Source organism: Streptomyces durocortorensis (assembly GCF_016901035.1).
GTDB classification, from domain to species: Bacteria; Actinomycetota; Actinomycetes; order Streptomycetales; family Streptomycetaceae; genus Streptomyces; species Streptomyces durocortorensis.
Map to the genome: position 1 here is coordinate 15,050 of NZ_JAFEUF010000047.1, position 22,291 is coordinate 37,340.

The window sequence follows — 22,291 nt, forward strand, 5'->3', positions numbered from 1 at the left end:
AGTGGACACGATTGCCAGTCTGTTCAGCTTTATCACCACACCCGTCTCATGGGTCATCGTTCAGTTCCACAAGGTCTACGGGGCGCTCTTCGGCGACGACTCCGGCTGGGCCTGGGGCCTGTCGATCGTGTCCCTGGTGGTGCTGATCCGGATCTGCCTGATCCCGCTCTTCGTGAAGCAGATCAAGTCGACCCGCAACATGCAGGTGCTCCAGCCGAAGATGAAGGCGATCCAGGAGCGCTACAAGAACGACAAGCAGCGTCAGTCCGAAGAGATGATGAAGCTGTACAAGGAGACGGGCACCAACCCGCTCTCCTCGTGCCTTCCCATCCTGGCGCAGTCCCCGTTCTTCTTCGCCCTGTATCACGTGCTGTCTTCCATCGCCTCGGGCAAGAAGATCGGCGCGATCAACCAGGACCTGCTCAACAGCGCACGTGAGGCGCACATCTTCGGCGCCCCGCTCGCCGCGAAGTTCACGGACAGCGTCGAGAAGGTCACCGCGCTCGACGCTTCCCTGACGGACGTCCGGATCGTCACCGCGATCATGATCGTGCTGATGTCGGCCTCGCAGTTCTTCACCCAGCGCCAGCTGATGACGAAGAACGTCGACCTGACGGTGAAGACCCCGTACATGCAGCAGCAGAAGATGCTGATGTACATCTTCCCGGTCATCTTCGCCGTGATGGGCATCAACTTCCCCGTCGGTGTCCTCGTCTACTGGCTGACCACCAACGTCTGGACCATGGGTCAGCAGATGTACGTGATCAACCAGAACCCGACGCCGGGCAGCAAGGCGCAGGACGCCTACCTCCAGCGGGTCCTCAAGAGCGTGACCTCCCACGGCGAGGTGCGAGGCCGTACCCGCCGCAAGATGGTCAAGGCGATCGTCGCCAAGGGTTCCGACCGCAACGACATCGAGCGCAAGTTCATCACCGGTCTCGGCAAGCTGGGTCTCGCGGCCCAGGAGGACGGCTCGGTGGCGAAGAGCGAGACCGCCACGGCCGAGGCCGAGGGCGGCCAGGCGCACAAGCGCCAGCAGCCCAAGCGGCAGACCAAGGCGAAGCGCCAGACGACCGGTGCCACGGCCGGCGGGGCCAAGGAAGCGGAGCCTGCGGCAGCCGGCTCCAAGACCTCGCTCCAGAAGAAGGACGCACCGCAGGACGACCAGCCGAAGTCGGCGGGCAAGCCCGCCTCCGGCTCCTCACGCCAAGCCAAGTCCGGACAGCGCAAGGGCCCGCAGCGGCCCAAGCACCCGTCCAAGAAGTAAGAAGGAGTCCATCCGTGACGGAAGGCACCACTTCCACGGCCGCCGCTGAGGCGGGCAGCGACACCCTGACCCGCCTGGAGCAGGAGGGCGAGGTCGCGGCCGACTACCTCGAGGGACTGCTCGACATCGCCGACCTCGACGGCGACATCGACATGGACGTCGAGGCGGACCGGGCCGCGGTGTCGATCATCAGCGAATCGGCACGCGACCTCCAGAAGCTCGTGGGCCGCGACGGTGAGGTCCTGGAGGCGCTCCAGGAGCTGACGCGGCTGGCCGTCCACCGGGAGACCGGCGACCGCAGCCGTCTGATGCTGGACATCGGCGGTTTCCGGGCCAAGAAGCGCGAGGTCCTCGCGGAGCTGGGTGCCAAGGCCGCGAACGAGGTCAAGAGTTCGGGGCAGCCGGTGAAGCTGGACCCGATGACGCCGTTCGAGCGCAAGGTCGTGCACGACGCGATCGCCGCGGCCGGTCTCCGGAGCGAGTCGGAGGGCGAGGAGCCGCAGCGCTTCGTCGTCGTTCTCCCGGCCTGACCGGATCCTTGTACTGTCGGCCCCGTCTGTTCGCAGGCGGGGCCGATCTTTGTCAGCCTGATAGTCAGCCACCCACAGTGCGCTAGTGCGGTATGGAAGGACGGTCCCCGTGACGGAGGCAGCAGAGCTCCCCCAGGCACCCGCGGAGGCGCGGGCGGTGTTCGGAGAGCTCTTCCCGGAGGCTGTCCGGTACGCGGAGCTTCTTGCGGATGCCGGGGTCAAGCGAGGCCTGATCGGGCCGCGTGAGGTCCCCCGGCTGTGGGAGCGGCACCTGCTGAACTGCGCGGTGCTCTCCGAGGTCGTGCCCGAAGGCGTCACCGTGTGCGATGTGGGCTCGGGCGCGGGTCTGCCCGGCATTCCGCTGGCTCTGGTGCGCCCCGACCTCAAGATCACCCTGCTGGAGCCGCTGCTCCGGCGGACGAACTTCCTCCAGGAGGTCGTCGACCTGCTCGGCCTGGACCATGTGACGGTCGTGCGCGGCCGGGCCGAGGAGGTCCTCGGAACGCTTCAGCCCGTCCAGGTGGTGACCGCCCGTGCCGTGGCTCCGCTGGACCGGCTGGCGGGCTGGGGCGTTCCCCTGCTGAAGCCGTACGGGGAGATGCTCGCGCTCAAGGGCGACACCGCCGAGGAGGAGCTCAACGGCGCCAGGGCCGCGCTCAGCAAGCTCGGTGTGCTGGAGACCGAGGTGCTCCAGGTCGGTGAAGGCGTGGTCGATCCGCTCTCCACCGTTGTTCGTGTCGTGGTGGGCGAGAGCCCGGGCGGTGTGAGGTTCGCCGCAAAGAGGGCCAAGGCCGCTCGGACGGGGCGCACGCGCAGGCGTCGCTGAGGAGCGCCGCGAAACGACGTGGCCGTCCGGTCGAGCGCTCCGGACGGTCGGCGTGCGGAGTGTCGTGGCCTGGTAGTTGCTCGGCAGGGGCATCGTGTTTCACGTGAAACGTCGCTCTCTGCTGCAGGGAATCATCGGCCGCGGGGGGGGGGGGGGGGCCCCCCCCCGCCCCCCCCCCCGCGGGCGGGGGGCGGGGGGGGGGCCCCCCCCGGCGTGCGGGCGCTCGCGCGCTGGGCCTTCGGTGAACTCGGGCTGTACCGGCTGGAGCTGGGCCACCGCACCGACAACCCCGCCTCCTGCCGGGTCGCGACCCGGTCCGGCTTCGCGCCCGAGGGCATCGACCGGGCCAAGCTGCGGTACGGCGACATCCGGTACGACGTCGAGCGGCACGCGCGCCTCGCCGACGATGATGTCAATTTTGATTGACGTGCGAGGGGTGTCAATGTAGGTTGACATCATGACCGAAGCAACGGATCTGGCCGCACGCGCCGGTGACCGCGACCCGCGCGTCGGGCTGCGGGCGGTGGCCGCGCTGCGGCGGCTGCTGGAGCAGCTCGAAGCCGTACAAGTCAGAAGCGCCCGTGTTCAGGGCTGGTCGTGGCAGGAGATCGCCGCCGAGCTGGGCGTCAGCCGGCAGGCCGTGCACAAGAAGTACGGGAGGCGTTGATGTTCGAGCGATTCACCCGAGGGGCCCGCGCCACCGTGAAGGGCGCCGTCGCCCAGGCCGAGCGGGCCGGGGCGGACTCCGTCACCGAGGAGCACCTCCTGCTCGCGCTGCTGGAACAGGAGGGCGGCCGCGCCGCGTTCGCCGTCACCGCCCTCGGCCTCCACGACCGCCGCGCCTCCCTGGACGCCGCCTTCGCCGAGGCCCGCCGACGCGGCGGCCTGACCCGGGCCGACACCGACGCCCTCGCCGGCATCGGGATCGACGTCGGCGCGATCGTCTCCCGTGTCGAGGGAACCCACGGCGAGGGCGCCCTCGACACCGACCGCGGTGGCCGCCGGTGGTGGTGGTCCGGGCACCGCCCCTTCGCCCCGGGGGCGAAGACCGTGCTGGAGAACTCGCTCCGGGTGGCCCTCGGCCGCGGCGACCGGTTCATCGGCGAGGAGCACCTGCTCCTGGCCCTCACGGCGAAGCCGGGGGTCGTCGCCGACGTCCTCGCCGAGCACGGGGCGACCTATGCGGCCGTGCAACGCGCGCTGTACGGACCCGACGCCGACGGGGGCGACGGGGGCGACGAGGGTGACGGGGGCCAGGGGCACGCCCTGGCCGGGTGAGCGGTGGGGGGTGGTGTTCCTGGATCACCCCCCACCCTCAGGCCTTCTCGCCGTCCTCGCCGCCCTCGTCCTTTGCCTTCAGCAGCGCCTCGATCCGTGCCGTCGCTGCGCCCAGATGGCGGCGGGCCTCCGCGAGCTGGGTCTCCGTCACCCCGTGATCGCGGGCCGCATCCCGGATGCCGTCGCGGAACCGGTCCAGCAGGCGGTCCAGATCGCGCACCGGGTCGCCGGTCGTGGGGGGGGCCTGCCCCCAGTCCGCACCGGGATCCGGCACCTGGACGGACGGGGCGGCCTCCGGCTCCGGCTCGGGCTTGCCGAACGGGGGCCAGGCGCCGGTCCGGGCGAAGCCGCCGAGCTGGCCGGTGATCTCCGCGAGGCCTTCCCGGACGCCGGAGGGCCAGTCGCCCCGGGCGAAGTGCTCCTGCACCTGACGGGCGGCGGTCTGCATCTGCTCGCGCGCCTTGTCCTGAGCCTCCTTGGCCTGGCGGCGGGCCTGCTGCGCGTCCTCGCGGGCGCGCCGGGACTCGTCCTTCGCCCGGCGGGCCTGCTCCTTCCACTCCTGCTTGGCCCGGCGCAGCTCCTCCTTCGCCGTGCGCCACACCTCGCTGTCGCCGAGGTCACCCAGATTGCCGAAGTCCCCGAAATCTCCGAAGGGGGAGGGCGGGGCGCCCTTGGTGCGGCCCTTGCGACTCTCGGCCCCCGCCCCCGTACCGTGCCGGGACTCCGACGCTGCCGCCCGCATGTCGCTGCGGAGCCGGCCCGCCGCGCCCCGTACGTCGTCGCGTATCTCGGCGGCCAGCTCGGAGAGCGAGTCGCGGATCTCCAGCTCCAGGTCGGCCAGTTCGGCGCTGCGGCCCGCCAGTTCCTCGCGTCCGGCGTCGGTGATCGAGTACACCTTGCGGCCGCCCTCGGTGGCGTGGGTGACCAGGCCCTCGGCCTCCAGTTTGGCCAGCCGCGGGTAGACCGTGCCGGCGGACGGGGCGTACAGGCCCTGGAAGCGCTCCTCCAGCAGGCGGATCACCTCGTAGCCGTGGCGAGGAGCCTCGTCCAAGAGCTTGAGGAGGTACAGGCGCAGGCGGCCGTGGGCGAATACGGGGGGCATGTCAGAGAACCTTTCCGGTCGGCTCGGCGGCGTACGCGTCGTCCTCGGCGGGCGGCCTGCGCAGGAGAGCGATCGAACCGGACACGGTCGTCGCCCGCAGGGTTCCCGTCCCGGCGCCCAGCGTGCCGGTGATCTTCTTGGCGCCCCACTGCCCGCCGACCCGCAGGTCCTCGAAGGCGTTGGAGACGGCCCCGCTCGCGGTGTTCGCCTCGACCTTCGCGTCCGCCGGGTGCGGCAGCCGGATCGCGATCTCGCCGGACACCGTGGTCAGCCGGATGTCCGTGGGCTTCCCGGACGGGTCGACGTCCAGCACCATGTCACCGCTGACCGACTCGGCCCGGACCGAGGCCCCCGCCCCGTCGATCACCGTCAGATCGCCGGCCACCGACTGGAAGCGCAGATCCCCGGTGACGCCCTGGGCCTCCAGGCTGCCCGACACGGACTCCCCGCGCACCGCGCCGGTCAGCCCGACGAGCGTGGAGTCCCCGGTGATGCCGCGGACCTCGGTGCGGCCGCTGATGCCGGAGACGACGGCCCCGGCGCCGATCACGCCGACCTCGACGGAGGCGGCGGCCGGTACGACGAGCGTGACGACGGCGCTGCGGCGGCGGCCCTTGGGCTCGAACCAGCGCAGGAAGTCCTGCCAGGGCAGGTCCTCGTAGGCCACGGTGAGCCGGCCGTCCTCCTGGGTCACGATCAGCGGCGGGCCCTCGATCGCGGAGATCTCCAGCCGGGCGTCCGGCTCGTCGGTCCCGACCACGTTGACCGTGCCGTCGACGATGCGCACCTGGAGCGCCGCCACCGGATCCTCGAAGGAGAGCTTCCGCGGCTCATCGATGGTCCATGTCGACACAGGCATGGATGTGACCTCCCGGAAGGCGTGGCAGCTGGCAACGCAACATATCGCGTCTCGTCCAGGACACGATATATCGCGGATGGGTGAAGTCAAGGGGCGCCGGACCCCGGCGACGGTCGGCACCATGCCTGCAAACGCAATCAAATGTGGGCAAATTGCCTTAGCGTGTGAGCCATGAACGCGACATCCACCGGGGCCCTCCTGCTGTGCCGGGCCGACCCCGAGACCGTACGGCCGCTCGCCCACCTGCTGCGCGAGCAGATGCTGCTGGTCCGCGCGGGCGAGGAGTGGAGCGTGCTCGTCCCCGAGGGGAAGCCCTGGCGGACCGGGGGCGCGGAGCAGGACGCCGAGCCCGTCGACCGGGTGCTCGGCGGCTGGGCCGGCGCGCTCGCCGTCGGCTCCACGTGGCCGGTGCTCGCCCTGTGGTGGGACGCCGACCGGGCCGGATACACCCTCGCCGCCGGGTTCCGCCGGCCCGTGGGCTACGTCTGGCTGGCCGACGGCACCCCGGTGGGCGAGGACGAGGCCACACGGACCTTCGCCGCCCGGCTCGGCCTCGACCCGGTGCTGGACGTACAGGCGCTGGAGGAGCTGACCCGCCCCGATCCGGACGCGAACGCGGAGGCCCGGCTGCGCGGACTGCTCGCCGTCCTCACCCGCACCGGTCTGACCCTGCCCGCCGGACTCTCCCCGGGCGAGAGCGCCGACCGGCTGCGCAGCGTCGCGGCGGCGCAGCGCCAGGTGGACCGCGTCGAGTGGGCCGGCTGGCGCGATGCCGTACGGGTCGAACTGGACGCGGTCGAGAGCAGCCGGGTCGGCCCGTGGGTACGCGGCCCCCGCGCCCGGGCCGTCGCCGCCGTCCAGCTCGCGGCCGGGCTCCCGCTCCTGCTGTGGGGCGCGCGACGCCGCAGCGGCGGCTGGGCGGCGGCCGGTGCGGTGCTGCTGGCGCAGGGCGCGCTGGGACTCGTCTACGAGCGGGCCAGGGCCGGCGCGGAAACCCCGTAGGAGCAGGCGTTACGCGTCCTCGTCGTCCTCGTCGTCCTCGTCGTCCAGCCGGGCCAGCCAGGTCGCGAGGCGCTCGACGGGCACCTCGAAGTCGGGGTTGAGATCGACGAACGTACGCAGCTGCTCGGCGAGCCACTCGAAGGTGACCTCCTCCTCGCCGCGCCGCTTCTCCAGTTCCTCGATGCCACGGTCCGTGAAGTACATGGGAAAAGGATAGCGAGGCCCGAGGGCCATGGAGACGCCGGAGACCCGGCCCCGCGACGAGCGCGGAACCGGGTCTCCGGGGTGATCGGCGTTCAGGTCCTCAGGCTTCGAAGACCTCGTTGACCAGCTGCGTCTGCTCCGCCTGGTGGCGCTTGGCCGAGCCGACCGCCGGGGACGAGCCGTGCGGCCGCGAGATGCGGCGCAGGCGCTCGCCGTGCGGCACGTCCGAGCCGACCGCGAGGTCCAGGTGGTCGATCAGGTTGAGCGCGATGAACGGCCACGCACCCTGGTTCGCCGGCTCCTCCTGCGCCCAGAGGTACTTCTCGGCGTTCGGGTACTTCGCGATCTCTGCCTGGATCTCCGCACCCGGCAGCGGGTACAGCCGCTCCAGCCGGATGATCGCCGTCTCCGTGTCGCCGCGCTTCTCCCGCTCGGCGTCCAGGTCGTAGTAGAGCTTGCCCGCGCAGAAGACGACCTTGCGGACGTTCTCGGCCTTGACCGACGCGTCGCCGATCACCGGGCGGAAGCCGCCGACGGTGAACTCCTCGATCGCCGAGGCCGCCGCCTTCAGACGCAGCATCGACTTCGGGGTGAAGACGATGAGCGGCTTGTGGTGCGGGTTGTGCACCTGCCAGCGCAGCAGGTGGAAGTAGTTCGACGGCAGGGTCGGCATCGCGACCGTCATGTTGTCCTGCGCGCACATCTGGAGGAAGCGCTCGGGGCGGGCGGAGCTGTGGTCCGGGCCCTGGCCCTCGTAGCCGTGCGGCAGGAGCAGCGTGACGCCGGAGGTCTGGCCCCACTTCTGCTCGGCCGAGGAGATGAACTCGTCCACGACGGTCTGCGCGCCGTTGACGAAGTCACCGAACTGGGCCTCCCAGATGACCAGCGACTCCGGACGGGCCAGCGAGTAGCCGTACTCGAAGCCCATCGCCGCGTACTCCGAGAGCAGCGAGTCGTAGACGTTGTACCGGGCCTGGTCGTCCGCCAGGTACAGCAGCGGGGTGTAGTCCTCGCCGGTGACCTGGTCGACCAGGACCGCGTGGCGCTGGCCGAACGTGCCGCGGCGGGTGTCCTGGCCGGCGAGCCGGACCGGGGTGCCCTCCATCAGCAGCGAGCCGATGGCCAGGGTCTCGCCCATGCCCCAGTCGATCGTGGCGTTCTCCACCGAGGCCGCGCGACGCTGCATCTGCGGCATCAGACGGGGGTGGACGGTGATCGACTCGGGGATGTTGACCTGCGACTCGGCGATCCGCTTGACGACCTCGGCGGAGACGGCTGTCTCCACGGCCACCGGGAAGGCGGCCTGCGGCTCCGGGACGTGCGGGGACGCCGGCTGCGAGGTGGCCTCGCGGACCTCGGCGAACACCTTCTCCAGCTGACCCTGGAAGTCCTGGAGCGCCTGCTCCGCCTCTTCCAGCGTGATGTCGCCGCGACCGATGAGGGACTCGGTGTAGAGCTTGCGCACCGAGCGCTTCTTGTCGATCAGGGTGTACATCTGCGGGTTGGTGAACTCCGGGTTGTCGCCCTCGTTGTGACCGCGGCGGCGGTAGCAGATGAGGTCGATCACGACGTCCTTGTTGAACGCCTGCCGGAACTCGAAGGCGAGCCGCGCGACGCGGACCACGGCCTCCGGGTCGTCGCCGTTGACGTGGATGATCGGCGCCTCGATCATGCGCGCCACGTCGGTGGCGTACATCGAGGAGCGCGAGGACTCCGGGGCGGCGGTGAAGCCGACCTGGTTGTTGATCACCACGTGCACGGTGCCGCCGGTGCGGTAGCCGCGCAGCTGCGACATGTTGAGCGTCTCGGCGACGACGCCCTGGCCCGCGAAGGCCGCGTCGCCGTGGAGCGCGACGGGCAGGACCGTGAAGTCCGTGCCGCCCTTGTTGATGATGTCCTGCTTGGCGCGGGCGATGCCCTCCAGGACCGGGTCGACCGCCTCCAGGTGCGAGGGGTTGGCGGCCAGCGAGACCTTGATCTGCTCGCCGTCCAGACCGGTGAAGGTGCCCTCGGCGCCCAGGTGGTACTTGACGTCGCCGGAGCCGTGCATCGAGCGCGGGTCGAGGTTGCCCTCGAACTCGCGGAAGATCTGCGCGTACGACTTGCCGACGATGTTCGCCAGGACGTTCAGGCGGCCGCGGTGGGCCATGCCGATGACGACCTCGTCGAGGCGGGCCTCGGCGGCGGAGTCGAGAACGGCGTCGAGCAGCGGGATGACGGACTCGCCGCCCTCCAGCGAGAACCGCTTCTGGCCGACGTACTTCGTCTGCAGGAAGGTCTCGAACGCCTCGGCGGCGTTGAGCCGGCGCAGGATCCGCAGCTGCTCCTCGCGCTCGGGCTTCGGACGCGGGCGCTCCACCCGGTCCTGGAGCCACTTGCGCTGCTTCGGGTCCTGGATGTGCATGAACTCGATGCCGGTGGTGCGGCAGTACGACTCACGCAGCACGCCGAGGATGTCGCGGAGCTTCATCATCGTCTTGCCGGCGAACCCGCCGACCGCGAAGTCCCGCTCCAGGTCCCACAGGGTGAGGCCGTGCTCGGTGATGTCGAGGTCGGGGTGCTTGCGCTGGTGGTACTCCAGCGGGTCGGTGTCGGCCATGACGTGGCCGCGGACCCGGTAGGAGTGGATCAGCTCGAAGACCCGCGCGGCCTTGGTGACGTCGTCGTCGTGCGAGGCGTCGATGTCCTTGAGCCAGCGGACCGGCTCGTAGGGGATGCGCAGCGCCTTGAAGATCTCGTCGTAGAACTCGTTCTCGCCGAGCAGCAGCTGGGACAGGACGCGCAGGAACTCGCCGGAGGCGGCGCCCTGGATGACCCGGTGGTCGTAGGTCGACGTGAGCGTCATGACCTTCGAGATGCCGAGCTTGTTGAGGGTGTCCTGCGAGGTGCCCTGGAACTCCGCCGGGTAGTCCATCGCGCCGACGCCCATGATGAGGCCCTGACCGGGCATCAGGCGGGGCACCGAGTGGACGGTGCCGATGCCGCCGGGGTTGGTCAGCGAGGCGGTGACGCCGGAGAAGTCGTCCATGCCGAGCTTGCCGATGCGGGCGCGCCGGACGATGTCCTCGTACGCCTGCCAGAACTCGAAGAAGTTGAGCGTCTCGGCCTTCTTGATGGCCGCGACGACCAGCTGGCGGTCGCCGTTCGGCTTCACCAGGTCGATGGCCAGACCGAGGTTGACGTGCTCCGGCTTGACCAGGGTGGGCTTGCCGTCCTTCTCCGCGAAGGAGTAGTTCATCGACGGCATGGCCTTGAGGGCCTGCACCATCGCGTACCCGATGAGGTGCGTGAAGGAGATCTTCCCGCCGCGGGCGCGCTTGAGGTGGTTGTTGATGACGATGCGGTTGTCGAAGAGCAGCTTCACCGGGACCGCGCGGACGGACGTGGCCGTCGGCAGCTCCAGCGAGGCGTTCATGTTCTTCGCGACGGCGGCCGAGGGGCCGCGCAGCGTCACGTACTCCGGGCCTGCCGGGGCCTCGGTGGACTCCTCGGCCTTGGGCTTCGCCTTGGCGGGCGCGGCAGCGGGCTTCGCCGCCGCGGGCTTCGCTTCGGCGGGGGTGGCCTTCGCCGGAGCGGGCGCGGCCTTGGCCGGAGCCGGCTGCGCGGGGGCGGCCGGAGCGGCCTTCGCCGGAGCCGGAGCGGCTGCCGGAGCGGGCGCGGCCGGGGCGGCTGCCTCGGTCACCGGGGCCCCCGAGGCCCCGGGAGCGGGCTTGTCCGCCGTGCCGGCGGCACCCGGCTTGTAGTCGGCGAAGAAGTCCCACCAGGCACGATCGACCGAACTGGGGTCCTGGAGGTACTGCTGGTAGATCTCGTCGACGAGCCATTCATTGGCGCCGAAAGCCGCGGCCGGGTTGGTGCCCGGGCCGGCTTGGTCGGTCGAGACGCTTGAGTTACTGGGGGACTGAGACGACACGGCGGCAACCGCCCTCTTCCGCTTCACAAGGTGATGGACAGCGGAAATCAAGGCTACGCCCCCCGAACCGTTCCTTGCAGGCCGGGCCGGTGCTTCGTCGTGCACATCACATCGAAGGGCGGGTTTCGGCGCAGGAAATGGCGGGAAACAAGCGAGGTTCCACTGCACTTCGGGTACGCAGGACCGGGGAGACGGTCCTGCGACCGCGTCCCCTTGAGGTCCCTTGCTGGCTGGACACTGATGAACGTGCCCTTCCGGTTCGACCCTATGCCAACAAGGTCGTCAACCGCGCGGCTCGGAGATTCCCGGGAGGGTGACCTGGATCCGGCAGCCCCGAGCGGATTCGGCCACTCCGATCCGGCCGCCGTGCAGATCGACCGCCCAACGCGCGATGGCCAGGCCCAGTCCCGTACCGCCGTCGCTGCCCGGACCGTGCGGCGAGGGCGCCTGGCCCCGGTTGAAGCGCTCGAACACCCGGTGCCGCTCCGCCTCCGGAATGCCGGGCCCCTCGTCGATGACCTCCAGCTCCAGCGACTCCGGGTAGGCCCCGCGCCGCGCCAGCACCGTCACCCGGCCGTGCGGCGGGCTGTGCTTGACCGCGTTGTCGATGAGGTTGGCGACCACCTGGTGCAGCCGCTCGGCGTCCGCGTGCGCGGTGAGCTCCGGCGGCGAGACGTCCAGGTGCAGATGGACGTCCGTACGGGAGTGATTGCCCGAACCCGACGACAGACGTCGCTGGGAGGCGGCGAGATTGGCCTCTTTCAGTACGCCCGACAGATACGGCCACACCTCGAAACGGCGTGCCTTGAGTGCGACGACCCCGTTGTCCAGGCGCGACAGGTCCAGCAGCGTCTCGACCAGCCGGCCGAGCCGCTCCGTCTGTTTCAGCGCGGTGCGCATGGTCTCCGGATCGGCGGCGGACACCCCGTCCACCACGTTCTCCAGCACGGCTCTCAGCGCCGCGATGGGGGTACGCAGCTCATGGCTGACGTTGGCGACCAGCTCCTTGCGGTGCCGGTCCTCCGCCTCCAGATCGTCCGCCATGCGGTTGATCGTCTGCGCCAGGTCGCCCAGCTCGTCCCGCCGCCCGGCGCCGCTCACCCGGCGGGTGTAGTCGCCGTGCGAGATCGACCGGGCCACCGCTCTCATCTCGTCCAGCGGCGCGGTCAGACCGTGCGCCACGAACTGGGTGATCAGCAGCGTGGCGATCACCGAGAACACGGTGATGAACTGGAACTCGGTCCGGGTCCGCAGGGCGACGATCAGCAGCCCGGTCGTGATGAACACCGACACCACGACGAGCGTGCCCAGCTTGGCCTTGATGGAGAAGGGCCGCATTCCGGGCCCTGGCCAGGTCATGGCGCCGGAGTCTCCAGGGCGTAGCCCACGCCGTGCACGGTACGGATCCGCTCCGCGCCGATCTTCCGGCGCAGCGCCTTGATGTGGCTGTCGACCGTACGGGTGCCCGAGGCGTCCGCCCAGTCCCACACCTCGGCGAGCAGCTGCTCGCGGGAGAGCACGGCGCGCGGGGTGTTGGCGAGGCAGACCAGCAGGTCGAACTCGGTCGGCGTGAGATGGACGTCCTCGGCGCGCACCCGGACCCGGCGCTGCGCGTGGTCGATCTCCAGCTCACCCAGACGCAGTATCCCGCTGCGCGGCGTGACGGCGGCCAGCGCGGCCCGCTCCACCCGGCGCAGCAGCACGTGCACCCGGGCGGCCAGCTCCCGCATGGAGAACGGCTTGGTCATGTAGTCGTCGGCGCCGACCCCGAGGCCGACCAGCATGTCGGTCTCGTCGTCGCGTGCGGTGAGCATCAGCACCGGCACCGGACGCGCCGCCTGCACCCGCCGGCAGACCTCCAGGCCGTCGAAGCCCGGAAGCATGATGTCGAGCACCATCAGGTCGGGCTGCCAGGCCTCTGCCGCGTCCACGGCCGCGGGGCCGTCCAGCGCGGTCTGCACGAGGAAGCCCTCCGCCCGCAGCCGGGCGGAAATGGCGTCGACGATCGTGGCGTCGTCCTCGACCACCAGCACCCGGCGCTGAGCCCCCGGGGTGGCCGCGACGCCGTTGTGGGTGGTGTGTGTCTGTTCCATCGCCCCGCCCCTGCCCGTTCTCGCGGGAGCCATTCCCCCCGGAGGCACGGTCTTCGCTCGTGGATTTCGTGGGTGATCCCGTGTGCCGGTCAGCAGCGTAAAGGCAGCGGAGGGCTCCCGGCTACGCAGGGTGTTGCCCCGGGGCCACGCGTTCGGGCCGGGCGGGCGGGCGGATCGTCGGCCTTGTGCCGGTTGGCCCGTGCCACCGCCGGGCCGTGCATACCGGGTGGGGGGTTCAGGCGGCCCGCAGTGCGAGATGGACCACGTCGGGCACACCTCGGGCAACGGCCACCTCTTCCGTCCTAACCCCGCTGAACCCGGCATTCCGCAAGGCCTGCTCGAAGGCGGGCGACGGCTGTGCGGACCAGACGGCGAGCACGCCGCCCGGGGTCAGCCGGTCGTGGCAGTGCGCCAGACCGGCGGGGGAGTAGAGACTTCCGTTGCCCTCCGTGACCGTCCAGTCGGGCCCGTTGTCGATGTCCAGGCAGAGCGCGTCGTAACGCTCCGTGGTGGTACGGAGGTGGGCCACCAGGTCCGCGCGCAGGATCCCGGCCCGGGGGTCGGCCAGCGCCGCCCCGGAGATCCGGTCCAGCGGCCCTTCCCGGTGCCAGTCCACGATCGCCTGCTCCCGCTCCACGACCGTGATCCGCCCCCAGCGCTCCTCCTCGGCGGCCCGCAGCAGGGAGAACCCGACGCCCAGGCCGCCGATGAGCACGGAGGGGCCGGGCCGCCCGGCGGGCAGGGCGGCCAGTGCGGCGTCGATCAGCAGCCGCTCGGAGCGCCCGTCGGAGGTGTCCATCAGGAAGCAGCCGTTGGCGATGATCTCGAAGTGCTCCCCGCGCTCCCGCAGCACGACCTCACCGAAGGGGCCCTCGCGGCGGTCGAGGACGACGGGGGCTTCGGTGGAGCGCACGGGCAGCGATCCCGTCGGTTCGGGGGCGGGCCAGGTGGATGTCGCGGACATGGGGGCGGCTCTCCGGTATCCGGTCGTGGCGGTCGGTGCCCGCCCATCCTGGCCCGCCGCGTGGGGCGAGGGCCAGCACCTTTCCGGCTCCGGGGAGGGGAACAACTGCCCGCCGCCGAGCGCTCCCGTACGAAGAGGCGTGCGCTGGTGAGAGGTGCGGCGGGCGTACTGATCGCTCAGAGCGAACAGCGGCCGGGGAACATTCGGCGACTCACAAACATTGAGTGCACATAGCTCAACTTGCCTGCCGAAGGGGAGATCATGACTAACGAGTCCCAGGCGTTCACACCGATCGACCTGCCCGTGCTGCCGCTCGACGACGAGGTCGTCCTGCCCGGCATGGTCGTGCCGCTGGACCTGTCCGACACCGAGGTGCGCGCCGCCGTCGAGGCCGCGCAGGCCGCGGCCCGCCCCGGCGGCGGCAAGCCCCAGGTGCTGCTGGTCCCGCGGATCGACGGCACCTACACGGGGACCGGTGTCCTCGGCACCGTCGAGCAGGTCGGACGCCTGTCGGACGGCGATCCGGGCGCCCTCATCCGGGCCCGTGACCGGGTCCGCATCGGCGCCGGGACCAGCGGTCCCGGCCGGGCGCTCTGGGTCGAGGGAACCGTGCTGGAGACCGCCGCCCCCGACCCGCTGCCCGGATCCGCCGCCGAGCTGGTCAAGGAGTACAAGGCGCTCGCCACCACTTGGCTGAAGAAGCGCGGCGCCTGGCAGGTCGTGGACCGGGTCCAGCAGATCGACGACGTCTCCGCGCTCGCCGACAACTCCGGATACTCGCCGTTCCTCACCACCGCCCAGAAGGTCCAGCTCCTGGAGACCGTGGACCCGATCGCCCGGCTGAAGCTCGCCATCCAGTGGCTGAGCGAGCACCTCGCCGAGCAGGACGTCGCCGAGTCCATCGCCAAGGACGTCCAGGACGGCGTCGACAAGCAGCAGCGCGAATTCCTGCTGCGCCGCCAACTGGACGCCGTACGCAAGGAGCTCTCCGAGCTCAACGGCGACCCGGAGGACGAGTCCGACGACTACCGGGCCCGCGTCGAGGCCGCCGACCTGCCCGAGCACGTCCGCGAGGCCGCGCTCAAGGAGGTCGAGAAGCTGGAGCGCTCCAGCGACCAGTCGCCCGAGGGCTCCTGGATCCGCACGTGGCTGGACACCGTCCTCGAACTGCCGTGGACCGAGCGCACCGAGGACGCCTACGACATCCGCGGCGCCCAGGAGGTCCTGGACGCCGAGCACGCCGGCCTGGCCGATGTGAAGGAACGCATCACCGAGTACCTCGCGGTGCGCAAGCGCCGTGCCGACCGGGGGCTGGGTGTGGTGGGCGGCCGTCGCGGTGGCGCCGTGCTCGCCCTCGTCGGTCCGCCCGGCGTCGGCAAGACCTCGCTCGGCGAGTCCGTCGCGCACGCCATGGGCCGCAAGTTCGTCCGCGTCGCGCTCGGCGGTGTCCGGGACGAGGCCGAGATCCGCGGCCACCGGCGTACGTACGTCGGCGCGCTCCCCGGCCGGATCGTGCGGGCCATCAAGGAGGCCGGTTCGATGAACCCGGTCGTCCTGCTCGACGAGATCGACAAGGTCGGCTCCGACTTCCGGGGCGACCCGGCCGCCGCCCTCCTCGAAGTCCTCGACCCGGCCCAGAACCACACCTTCCGCGACCACTACCTGGAGGTCGAGCTCGACCTCAGCGATGTCGTCTTCCTGGCCACGGCCAACGTGCTCGAAGCCATCCCGGAGGCCCTGCTCGACCGTATGGAGCTGGTCCGCCTCGACGGCTACACCGAGGACGAGAAGGTCGTCATCGCCCGGGACCACCTGCTCCCGCGCCAGCTGGAGCGGGCGGGCCTGGAGAAGGACGAGGTCGCCCTGGAGGAGTCGGCGCTGCGCAAGCTGGCCGGCGAGTACACCCGTGAGGCGGGCGTACGGAATCTGGAGCGGGCGGTGGCCCGGCTGCTCCGCAAGGTCGCGGCCCAGCACGAACTGGGCGACCGCGAGCTGCCGTTCACGGTCACCGATGCCGATCTGCGGGGTCTGATCGGCCGGCCGCACCACGTGCCCGAGTCCGCCCAGGACCCGGCCGAGCGCCGCACCGCCGTACCGGGCGTGGCCACCGGGCTCGCGGTGACCGGGGCGGGCGGTGACGTCCTCTTCGTCGAGGCGTCGCTCGCCGACCCGGAGACCGGGGCGTCCGGTCTGACCCTGACCGGTCAGCTCGGCGACGTCATGAAGGAGTCGGCGCAGATCGCGCTGAGCTTCCTGCGGTCGCACGGTGCGGAGCTGGAACTGCCGGTCGCGGACCTCAAGGACCGGGGCGTGCACATCCACTTCCCGGCGGGCGCGGTCCCCAAGGACGGCCCGAGCGCCGGCGTCACGCTGACGACAGCCCTGGCCTCGCTGCTCTCCGGACGCCTCGTCCGTACGGATGTGGCGATGACCGGTGAGGTGTCGCTGACCGGCCGCGTCCTTCCGATCGGCGGCGTCAAGCAGAAGCTGCTGGCCGCGCACCGGGCGGGCATCACGACCGTGGTGATCCCCCAGCGCAACGAGGCCGACCTGGACGACGTCCCGGCCGAGGTGCTGGAGAAGCTGGAGGTCCACCCGGTCACCGACGTACGCCAGGTGCTGGAGATCGCCCTCGCCTCGGCCACGGCCCCGGCCGAAAGGATCCCGGCCGCGGCCTGACCGCCACGCTGTGACGGGCGCGGCATCAGGTACGCGACCGGTACGGACGGCCCGCTTCCCGAGTCAACGGGGGCGGGCCGTTCCGCGTGCCGTGACGGCCGGCCCGGGCGCTCAGGGGCGGTGACTCAGGGGCGGTAGATCGTGCCCGGCTGCGGCTCGGCGGGGGCCATCAGCTCGGGGACGGTCACGAGGGTGTAGCCGTCCTTCTGGAGCGCGTCGATGATCCCGGGCACGGCGGGGACGGTGCCTTTGTAGATGTCGTGCAGCAGGATGACGCCGTCCTTGCTCGCCTGGTCCAGGATCCGCTTCTTGATCAGCGCGGAGTCGTTCGTCGAGTAGTCCTTGGCGGTGGCGCTCCACAGGACCTGGGAGAGGCCCAGGTCCTTGCTGATCTCCGAGACGGTGTCGTCGGTGCGGCCCTGCGGCGGGCGCATCAGCCGGGGCTTCCTGCCGGTGATCTTCTCGATGGCCACCTGGGTCTCCTCCAGCTCGGCCCGTATCTCGTCCGGCTTCCGGTCGGTCAGCACCTGATGTGTCCAGGTGTGGTTGGCGACCTCGTGGCCCTCGTCCTCGATGCGCTGCACCACGTCGGGGTGCTTGACGACGTGGTGCTTGCCCAGCAGGAAGAAGGTGGCGTGCACCTTCTTCTCCTTGAGGATGTCCAGCAGCCGCGGTGTGTCCTCGCCCGGGCCCGCGTCGAAGGTCAGGGCGATGCACTTCGCCTTGCGGCAGTCCACCGGCCCGAACTCGCCCTTGGCGTCGGACGCCGCCTCCCCGCGCGCCGAACCGGGCGCGGTCGTGTCCATCGAGCAGCCGCTCAGCGTCAGTGTGAGCGCCGTCACCAGCGCCGCAGCCAACCTCATCCCTGACGACGGCATCTTTCCGGGCACGACACATCACTCCTCTGTACGGGAATCCGCACAGGTGTGCGGTACGGCGATGACTATACATAGTGCGTATACATTGAGTGCATAGTGGGGTTCGAGGTGCCGGGAGGTCCCGGATCGGTGGCCGGGCTGCCGCCGGTGGTCCACTCCTGCGAAATACTGGCCGAGCTGCGGCGATGGCCGGTCGCGGCGGCAGCTTTCATCGGCAGGGAACCGTACGAGGGGTACTGACGTGCGCGGAGACGACAGCGAGCCGGAGCCTGGTGCGCCCGAGGGGCCGGGCGCGCCCGGCGTGAGCGGCGTGGACCATGAATTCCTGGCGCTGGAGCGTGAGCTGGCGGTGTTCCTGCGCCGGGCGCGCGCCAGCTCGGGCGAGATGGCCCGGGAGGTCCACCCCGAACTGGAGCCCGCCGCCTACGGCCTGCTCGTCCGCCTGGAGGCGGCGGGCCGGCAGCGGGCCACCGGGCTGGCCGCCTACTTCGGCGTCGGCAAGGCCACCATGAGCCGCCAGCTGCACTCCCTGGAGAACCTCGGCCTGGTGGCCCGCGAGCCCGACCCGGCCGACGGGCGCGCCTGGCTCGTCCACCTCACCGACGACGGCCTGGCCCGCTTCCGCAGCGTCCGGGACGCCCGCCGGGGGCGCTACGTACGCAAGCTGGCCGACTGGGACCGGGCCGAGGTCGCCGAACTGGCCCGGCTCCTGCACCAGCTGAACGCCCGCGCGGAGAGCTGACCGGCTCCGGACCGTCGGTCAGTTCAACTCCGGCAGGTTCCGGTTCGGTTCAGTCCAGCTCCACCAGGAGCGCGGTGGCGTCGTCGTGCGTCTTGCCGCGCCCCAGCCGTACGCGCCCGGCGGCCGCGTCGGCGTCCTCCAGCTCCCGCACCCGGTCGATCAGCCCCTGCGGCCCCGCCTTCCGCAGCAGCCCCAGCGTGCCCGCCCAGTCGCCCTCGCCGAACACCTCCGTCCAGCGGGCCGCGCCGTCCGTGAGTGCGGCGAGGGCTCGCACGCCGGCCGCCGGGGTGCTGCCCGTCACCGCGCGCGAGGCCACCGCGGGATCGGCGGCGGCCGTGAAGAAGCCGCCCTCCTTGTTGCGCACGGTGGCGTCGGCGATCTCGTTCGAGGCGAGCGAGCCCGGCGGCAGCCGGGTCAGCCGGTCGTCGAGAACCGCCAGGACCGCGCCGTCGCGGGACTCCAGCAGCAGGACCGCGTCGGACAGCACCAGGTGCTCGATCGCGCGGCCGCTCCAACGTGCCAGAGCCACCGTCGCCTGAGGCGTACGTGCGTGAGAAAGGTCACAGGTGGCCCGATGGGCGTCGGCTGTACGGGAGATGGCCGCGGCCAGGATCTCGGCCAGAGTCAGATCAGGGCGGGAACCGGACAGTTCCACCAGCGCACCGCCCAGCCGCGCGGTGAACCACGGGACCGAGTGCACACAACCGTCGTCCCCGCGCGGCGGTGTGACGCCGTCGAGCAGGACCAGCACACCGCCCTGGCCGGACGCGGGAAGGGCTCCCGAGGCCCAGTCCTCGTTGGGGCGTTCGGGGCTGCCGGGCGCGGTGGCGAGTTCGATGCGCATACCGTCAGTCTGCACGAGCCCTTCACCTGCCCTGCACGCGCCTGAAGATGGCCTGTACCAGCAGGTCAACACGGGCGCGCCAGGTGAAAGGAGCGGCTCCGAAGCGGGTGCGGGCGGGCATCCTGCCAAAGGCGGAGCGGAACTTCCACCCCGCCCTCCACGCATGGTCAGGGGGCCGCTGGGGGAGACTTGTTCGCCAACTCCAGAGTGATGTTCACTCCTTCGAGTGGCGGAGCGGTTGATGCGCGCCCCCCTCTCAAAAGCGCTGGAATGGTCAGAAGCCGTACCAGGAGCGGGGCGCCCTTCCATGTGACCGTGCGTCACCTCTGCTTCAAGGGTGGACGAGTCAAGATTGCGAGCACCGGTGCAGAAGAAGCGGCCGCGGAGCAAGGGCACGACGCGCGACGGTTCCGGGGCGACGCCTCCGGCACCCGGTGCGGACGAGCGGACCGTGGCGGAGAAGCGGACCGTGCGGGTGCGCAGCCGACTGGTCGCCGGGGTCGCGGTTGTCGGCGTCATCGTCGTGGCGGCGGGCGCCCCCGCCGTGCTCGGAGCCTCCGCCGATCTCACCGAGTCCCAGCGGCTCGTCACCCTCGCCGAGCTGAACCAGCAGGCCGTCACCCTCGGGCACTCCCTCGCCGACGAGCGTGACGCCGTCACCGCGTACGTCGCCGACGGCCGCGCCGAGGAAGCCGACGGCGGCGACGGCGCGAAGAACCGCGCCGCCCGCTCCACCCGCGTCGACCAGCAGATCGACGAGATCCACGAGGCGGCCCCCGCGGCCCTGCGCCGCGACCTCTCGACGGTCCCCTCCCTGCGCCGCTCCGCGCTGAGCGGCAAGGGCTCGGCCCTGGAGGCGCACCAGGCGTACTCCGACCTCATCGCCAAGCTCCACGGCATCGCCGCCGAACTGGCCGAGAAGACCCCGCCGCGCGCCGCCGACGCCACCCGGGCCCCGCTCACCCTCGGCGGCGCGTCCGAGCAGGCCTCCGCCACCCGCGGGCTCCTCCTCGCCGCGCTCGCCGTGCCGAGCCCCGAGCCCACGGCCCCGCAGACCGACCCGTTCACCGGGCTGCCCGTGCAGACCCAGGACGAGGGCGTCGTCCGGGCCGACCGCGAACGCGACGAGCTGAGCGCCGCCGCCCAGCAGGCCCGCGTACGGGAGCTGGCAGCGCTCGCCGACTTCGATCAGGCGGCGGACCCCGAGGCCCGCGACAAGCTCTCCGCGACCGTCACCGGATCCGAGGTCAACGACGCGGAGAAGTACCTCACCCGCCTCACCGGCCGCCCCGAACTCTCGGACGCGGAACGCCGGGTCGACCCGGCCAAGCTGGAGGCCGCGCTCTCCGCCCGCGTCGACCGGATGCGCAGCGTCGAGTCCGCGCTGACCACCGGCCAGGTCCGGCACCTGGAGGGCCTGCGCGACGACGACGTCACCGCCCTCGAGCTGGCCATCGCCCTGCTCGGCGGCTGCTTCCTGCTCGCCGTCGGCGTCTCCACCGCCGTCGCCCGCACCCTCACCCAGCCGCTCGCGGTCCTGCGCATCGGCGCCGCACGCCTGGCCGAGGACCCCGAGAACGCCGAACCGGTCCGCTACACCGGCCGCAACGACGAGTTCGCCCAGGTCGTCCGGTCGATGAACGCCCTCCACGGCAAGCTCACCGACCTCCACCAGGACCTCGGCGGACGCGTCGAGAGCCTCAGCGCGGAGCGCTCCGGCCTCATCAAGAGCCGCGAGTCCCTGGCGCAGCAGCGGACCGAACTCCAGGAGCGGACCGCCGAGCTGACCACCCAGCTGGGACAGCTCAAGAACACGGTCCACCACACCTTCGTCAACCTCTCGCTGCGCACCCTCGGCCTCGTCGAGCGGCAGCTCGGCGTCATCGAGGGCCTGGAGGAGCGCGAGCAGGACCCGGAACGCCTCGCCACCCTCTTCAAGCTCGACCACATGGCCACGGTCATGCGCCGCCACAGCGAGAACATGCTCGTCCTCGCCGGCGCCGAGCACGGCCACGGCCACGCGGGCCCGATCCCGCTGGTCGACGTGGCGCGCGCCGCCGTCAGCGAGATCGAGCGGTACGAGCGGGTCACCATCCAGTCCCTGCCGCCGCACGCCCAGATCGCCGGGTTCGCCGCCGACGACCTGTCCCACCTCCTGGCCGAACTCCTGGAGAACGCCACCTCCTTCTCCCCGCCGGACTCCCATGTCGAGCTGTCCGGCTGGCTGCTGGAGAGCGGCGAGGTGATGCTCTCCGTGTCGGACGAGGGCATCGGCATGTCGACGGTCCGAATGGAAGAGCTGAATGCCAGGCTGGCGGACCCGACCTCGTTCGAGGCCGGTGAGCAGAACGCCGACGGCGCCGGACTCGGTCTCCAGGTGACGTCGTTGCTGGCCGCCCGGCACGGGGTGCGGGTCCAGTTGCGCGAGCAGAAGGGGAGTGGAGTGACGGCCGTTGTCGTCCTGCCGCAGGCCCTGCTGCCCAAGACGCTGCCCGCCGCCACCCCGCCCGCCGTGCAACTGCCCGGCGACGCCCCCACGCTCAACCTGCCGGGCTCGGTGGCGGAGGCCAACTCCAACGCGCTGCCGAGCCGTTCACCCCTGCCGGCCGCGCTGCCCGAGCCGGGTACGCCCGCCGGGGCGGGGTCGGCCCCGGAGCCGGAGGCGACCTCGGAGGCCGAGGCGGCCGATTCGGCGGCGGAGGACGCGCCGGGCCTCGACACGGCGAACGCTCAGGTGCCGGTGATCGAGCCGGAGCCGGTGATCGAGCCGGTGGCCGAGGCTTCGCCTGCCGCCGACCCCATGATCGCCGCCGCCGAGCGGACGGTCCGGGAGAACGCCGAAGCCGAGACCGGATCCGAGCCGGGGCCCGAGGCTGCGTCCGAGTCCGGGCCCGAGACCGCGCCCGAGCCCGAGCCCGCGTCTGCGTCCGAGCCCGCGTTCGCGTCCCCGCCTGCGTCCGACGCCGACGCCGACGCCGACGCTGAGCGCGACGTTGAGACCGACTCCGAGATGACGATGCAGTTCCGGCTGCCGAAGCCGCCCTCCGCGCCGGTGGTCCCGGTGGTCCCGGAGGAACAGGCCGCCCCTCCTGCCCCGGCAGCCCCCGCGC

18 protein-coding genes and 1 pseudogene are annotated in these 22,291 nt (G+C 71.5%); 10 read left to right on the forward strand and 9 right to left on the reverse strand.

Annotated features, from left to right (window positions below):
* The first annotated feature begins 1 nt into the window (after nt 1).
* The 6 genes and pseudogenes from yidC to JS521_RS12470 all read left to right on the forward strand — a co-directional run bounded on the left by yidC (nt 2) and on the right by JS521_RS12470 (nt 3,901).
* A complete protein-coding gene (gene yidC, locus JS521_RS12445) occupies nt 2–1,267 on the forward strand; it encodes a membrane protein insertase YidC (RefSeq protein WP_205082856.1) in 1,266 nt (421 codons plus the stop codon).
* 14 nt (nt 1,268–1,281) lie between these two features.
* The gene (locus JS521_RS12450; protein ID WP_205082857.1) at nt 1,282–1,797 is read left to right on the forward strand and encodes a Jag family protein; all 516 of its coding nucleotides are present in this window, start codon (nt 1,282–1,284) and stop codon (nt 1,795–1,797) included.
* 109 nt (nt 1,798–1,906) lie between these two features.
* Nucleotides 1,907–2,623 (forward strand): 16S rRNA (guanine(527)-N(7))-methyltransferase RsmG, encoded by a 717-nt coding sequence (rsmG, locus tag JS521_RS12455; RefSeq protein ID WP_205082859.1) that lies wholly within the window; start codon nt 1,907–1,909, stop codon nt 2,621–2,623.
* Between the two features lie 183 nt (nt 2,624–2,806).
* A pseudogene (locus JS521_RS12460) lies at nt 2,807–3,049 on the forward strand (GNAT family N-acetyltransferase); the annotation flags it as partial.
* Nucleotides 3,050–3,080: 31 nt separating this feature from the next.
* On the forward strand, nt 3,081–3,290 hold the full coding sequence (locus JS521_RS12465) for a sigma factor-like helix-turn-helix DNA-binding protein (protein WP_006127526.1): 210 nt from the start codon (nt 3,081–3,083) through the stop codon (nt 3,288–3,290).
* Nucleotides 3,290–3,901: a Clp protease N-terminal domain-containing protein gene (locus tag JS521_RS12470; RefSeq protein WP_205082860.1), complete on the forward strand. Its 612-nt coding sequence runs from the start codon at nt 3,290–3,292 to the stop codon at nt 3,899–3,901. The genes JS521_RS12465 and JS521_RS12470 overlap by 1 nt, the downstream gene beginning before the upstream one ends.
* Before the next feature lie 37 nt (nt 3,902–3,938).
* On the opposite strand, the gene JS521_RS12475 is transcribed toward JS521_RS12470, so the two are convergent.
* Both JS521_RS12475 and JS521_RS12480 read right to left on the reverse strand, forming a co-directional pair.
* Nucleotides 3,939–5,003 carry a PadR family transcriptional regulator gene (locus JS521_RS12475; protein WP_205082861.1) on the reverse strand — a complete coding sequence of 355 codons (1,065 nt, stop codon included), beginning with the start codon at nt 5,001–5,003 and terminating at the stop codon, nt 3,939–3,941.
* 1 nt (nt 5,004) lies between these two features.
* Complete coding sequence (locus JS521_RS12480) at nt 5,005–5,862, reverse strand: DUF4097 family beta strand repeat-containing protein (RefSeq protein WP_205082862.1); 858 nt, start codon at nt 5,860–5,862, stop codon at nt 5,005–5,007.
* Nucleotides 5,863–6,033: 171 nt separating this feature from the next.
* Here JS521_RS12480 and JS521_RS12485 point away from each other — a divergent pair, with 171 nt between their 5' ends.
* Complete coding sequence (locus JS521_RS12485) at nt 6,034–6,864, forward strand: hypothetical protein (RefSeq protein WP_205082863.1); 831 nt, start codon at nt 6,034–6,036, stop codon at nt 6,862–6,864.
* 9 nt (nt 6,865–6,873) lie between these two features.
* Here the strand turns inward: JS521_RS12485 and JS521_RS12490 are convergent, their stop codons facing one another.
* From JS521_RS12490 to JS521_RS12510, 5 genes are all read right to left on the reverse strand, one after another.
* Nucleotides 6,874–7,068: a DUF6104 family protein gene (locus JS521_RS12490; protein WP_175515220.1), complete on the reverse strand. Its 195-nt coding sequence runs from the start codon at nt 7,066–7,068 to the stop codon at nt 6,874–6,876.
* 100 nt (nt 7,069–7,168) lie between these two features.
* Nucleotides 7,169–10,981 (reverse strand): multifunctional oxoglutarate decarboxylase/oxoglutarate dehydrogenase thiamine pyrophosphate-binding subunit/dihydrolipoyllysine-residue succinyltransferase subunit, encoded by a 3,813-nt coding sequence (locus tag JS521_RS12495; RefSeq protein ID WP_205082864.1) that lies wholly within the window; start codon nt 10,979–10,981, stop codon nt 7,169–7,171.
* A gap of 282 nt (nt 10,982–11,263) precedes the next feature.
* Complete coding sequence (locus tag JS521_RS12500) at nt 11,264–12,340, reverse strand: HAMP domain-containing sensor histidine kinase (RefSeq protein ID WP_205082865.1); 1,077 nt, start codon at nt 12,338–12,340, stop codon at nt 11,264–11,266.
* Nucleotides 12,337–13,074: a response regulator transcription factor gene (locus JS521_RS12505; protein ID WP_006127534.1), complete on the reverse strand. Its 738-nt coding sequence runs from the start codon at nt 13,072–13,074 to the stop codon at nt 12,337–12,339. Before JS521_RS12505 ends, JS521_RS12500 begins: the two co-directional genes overlap by 4 nt.
* A gap of 235 nt (nt 13,075–13,309) precedes the next feature.
* Nucleotides 13,310–14,038 carry a spermidine synthase family protein gene (locus tag JS521_RS12510; RefSeq protein WP_239487169.1) on the reverse strand — a complete coding sequence of 243 codons (729 nt, stop codon included), beginning with the start codon at nt 14,036–14,038 and terminating at the stop codon, nt 13,310–13,312.
* A gap of 261 nt (nt 14,039–14,299) precedes the next feature.
* Between JS521_RS12510 and lon the strand changes: the two genes are divergently transcribed.
* Nucleotides 14,300–16,717 carry an endopeptidase La gene (lon, locus tag JS521_RS12515; protein ID WP_205082867.1) on the forward strand — a complete coding sequence of 806 codons (2,418 nt, stop codon included), beginning with the start codon at nt 14,300–14,302 and terminating at the stop codon, nt 16,715–16,717.
* A 125-nt stretch (nt 16,718–16,842) separates the two neighbouring features.
* Here the strand turns inward: lon and JS521_RS12520 are convergent, their stop codons facing one another.
* Complete coding sequence (locus tag JS521_RS12520) at nt 16,843–17,595, reverse strand: polysaccharide deacetylase family protein (protein WP_205082871.1); 753 nt, start codon at nt 17,593–17,595, stop codon at nt 16,843–16,845.
* 241 nt (nt 17,596–17,836) lie between these two features.
* Here JS521_RS12520 and JS521_RS12525 point away from each other — a divergent pair, with 241 nt between their 5' ends.
* The gene (locus JS521_RS12525; protein WP_307847858.1) at nt 17,837–18,337 is read left to right on the forward strand and encodes a MarR family winged helix-turn-helix transcriptional regulator; all 501 of its coding nucleotides are present in this window, start codon (nt 17,837–17,839) and stop codon (nt 18,335–18,337) included.
* A 49-nt stretch (nt 18,338–18,386) separates the two neighbouring features.
* Here JS521_RS12525 and JS521_RS12530 read toward each other — a convergent pair whose 3' ends face one another.
* Nucleotides 18,387–19,181: a hypothetical protein gene (locus tag JS521_RS12530; RefSeq protein WP_205082868.1), complete on the reverse strand. Its 795-nt coding sequence runs from the start codon at nt 19,179–19,181 to the stop codon at nt 18,387–18,389.
* 364 nt (nt 19,182–19,545) lie between these two features.
* Here JS521_RS12530 and JS521_RS12535 point away from each other — a divergent pair.
* Nucleotides 19,546–22,291 (forward strand): nitrate- and nitrite sensing domain-containing protein (locus tag JS521_RS12535; protein WP_205082874.1); only part of this gene is annotated, 2,746 nt, incomplete at its 3' end.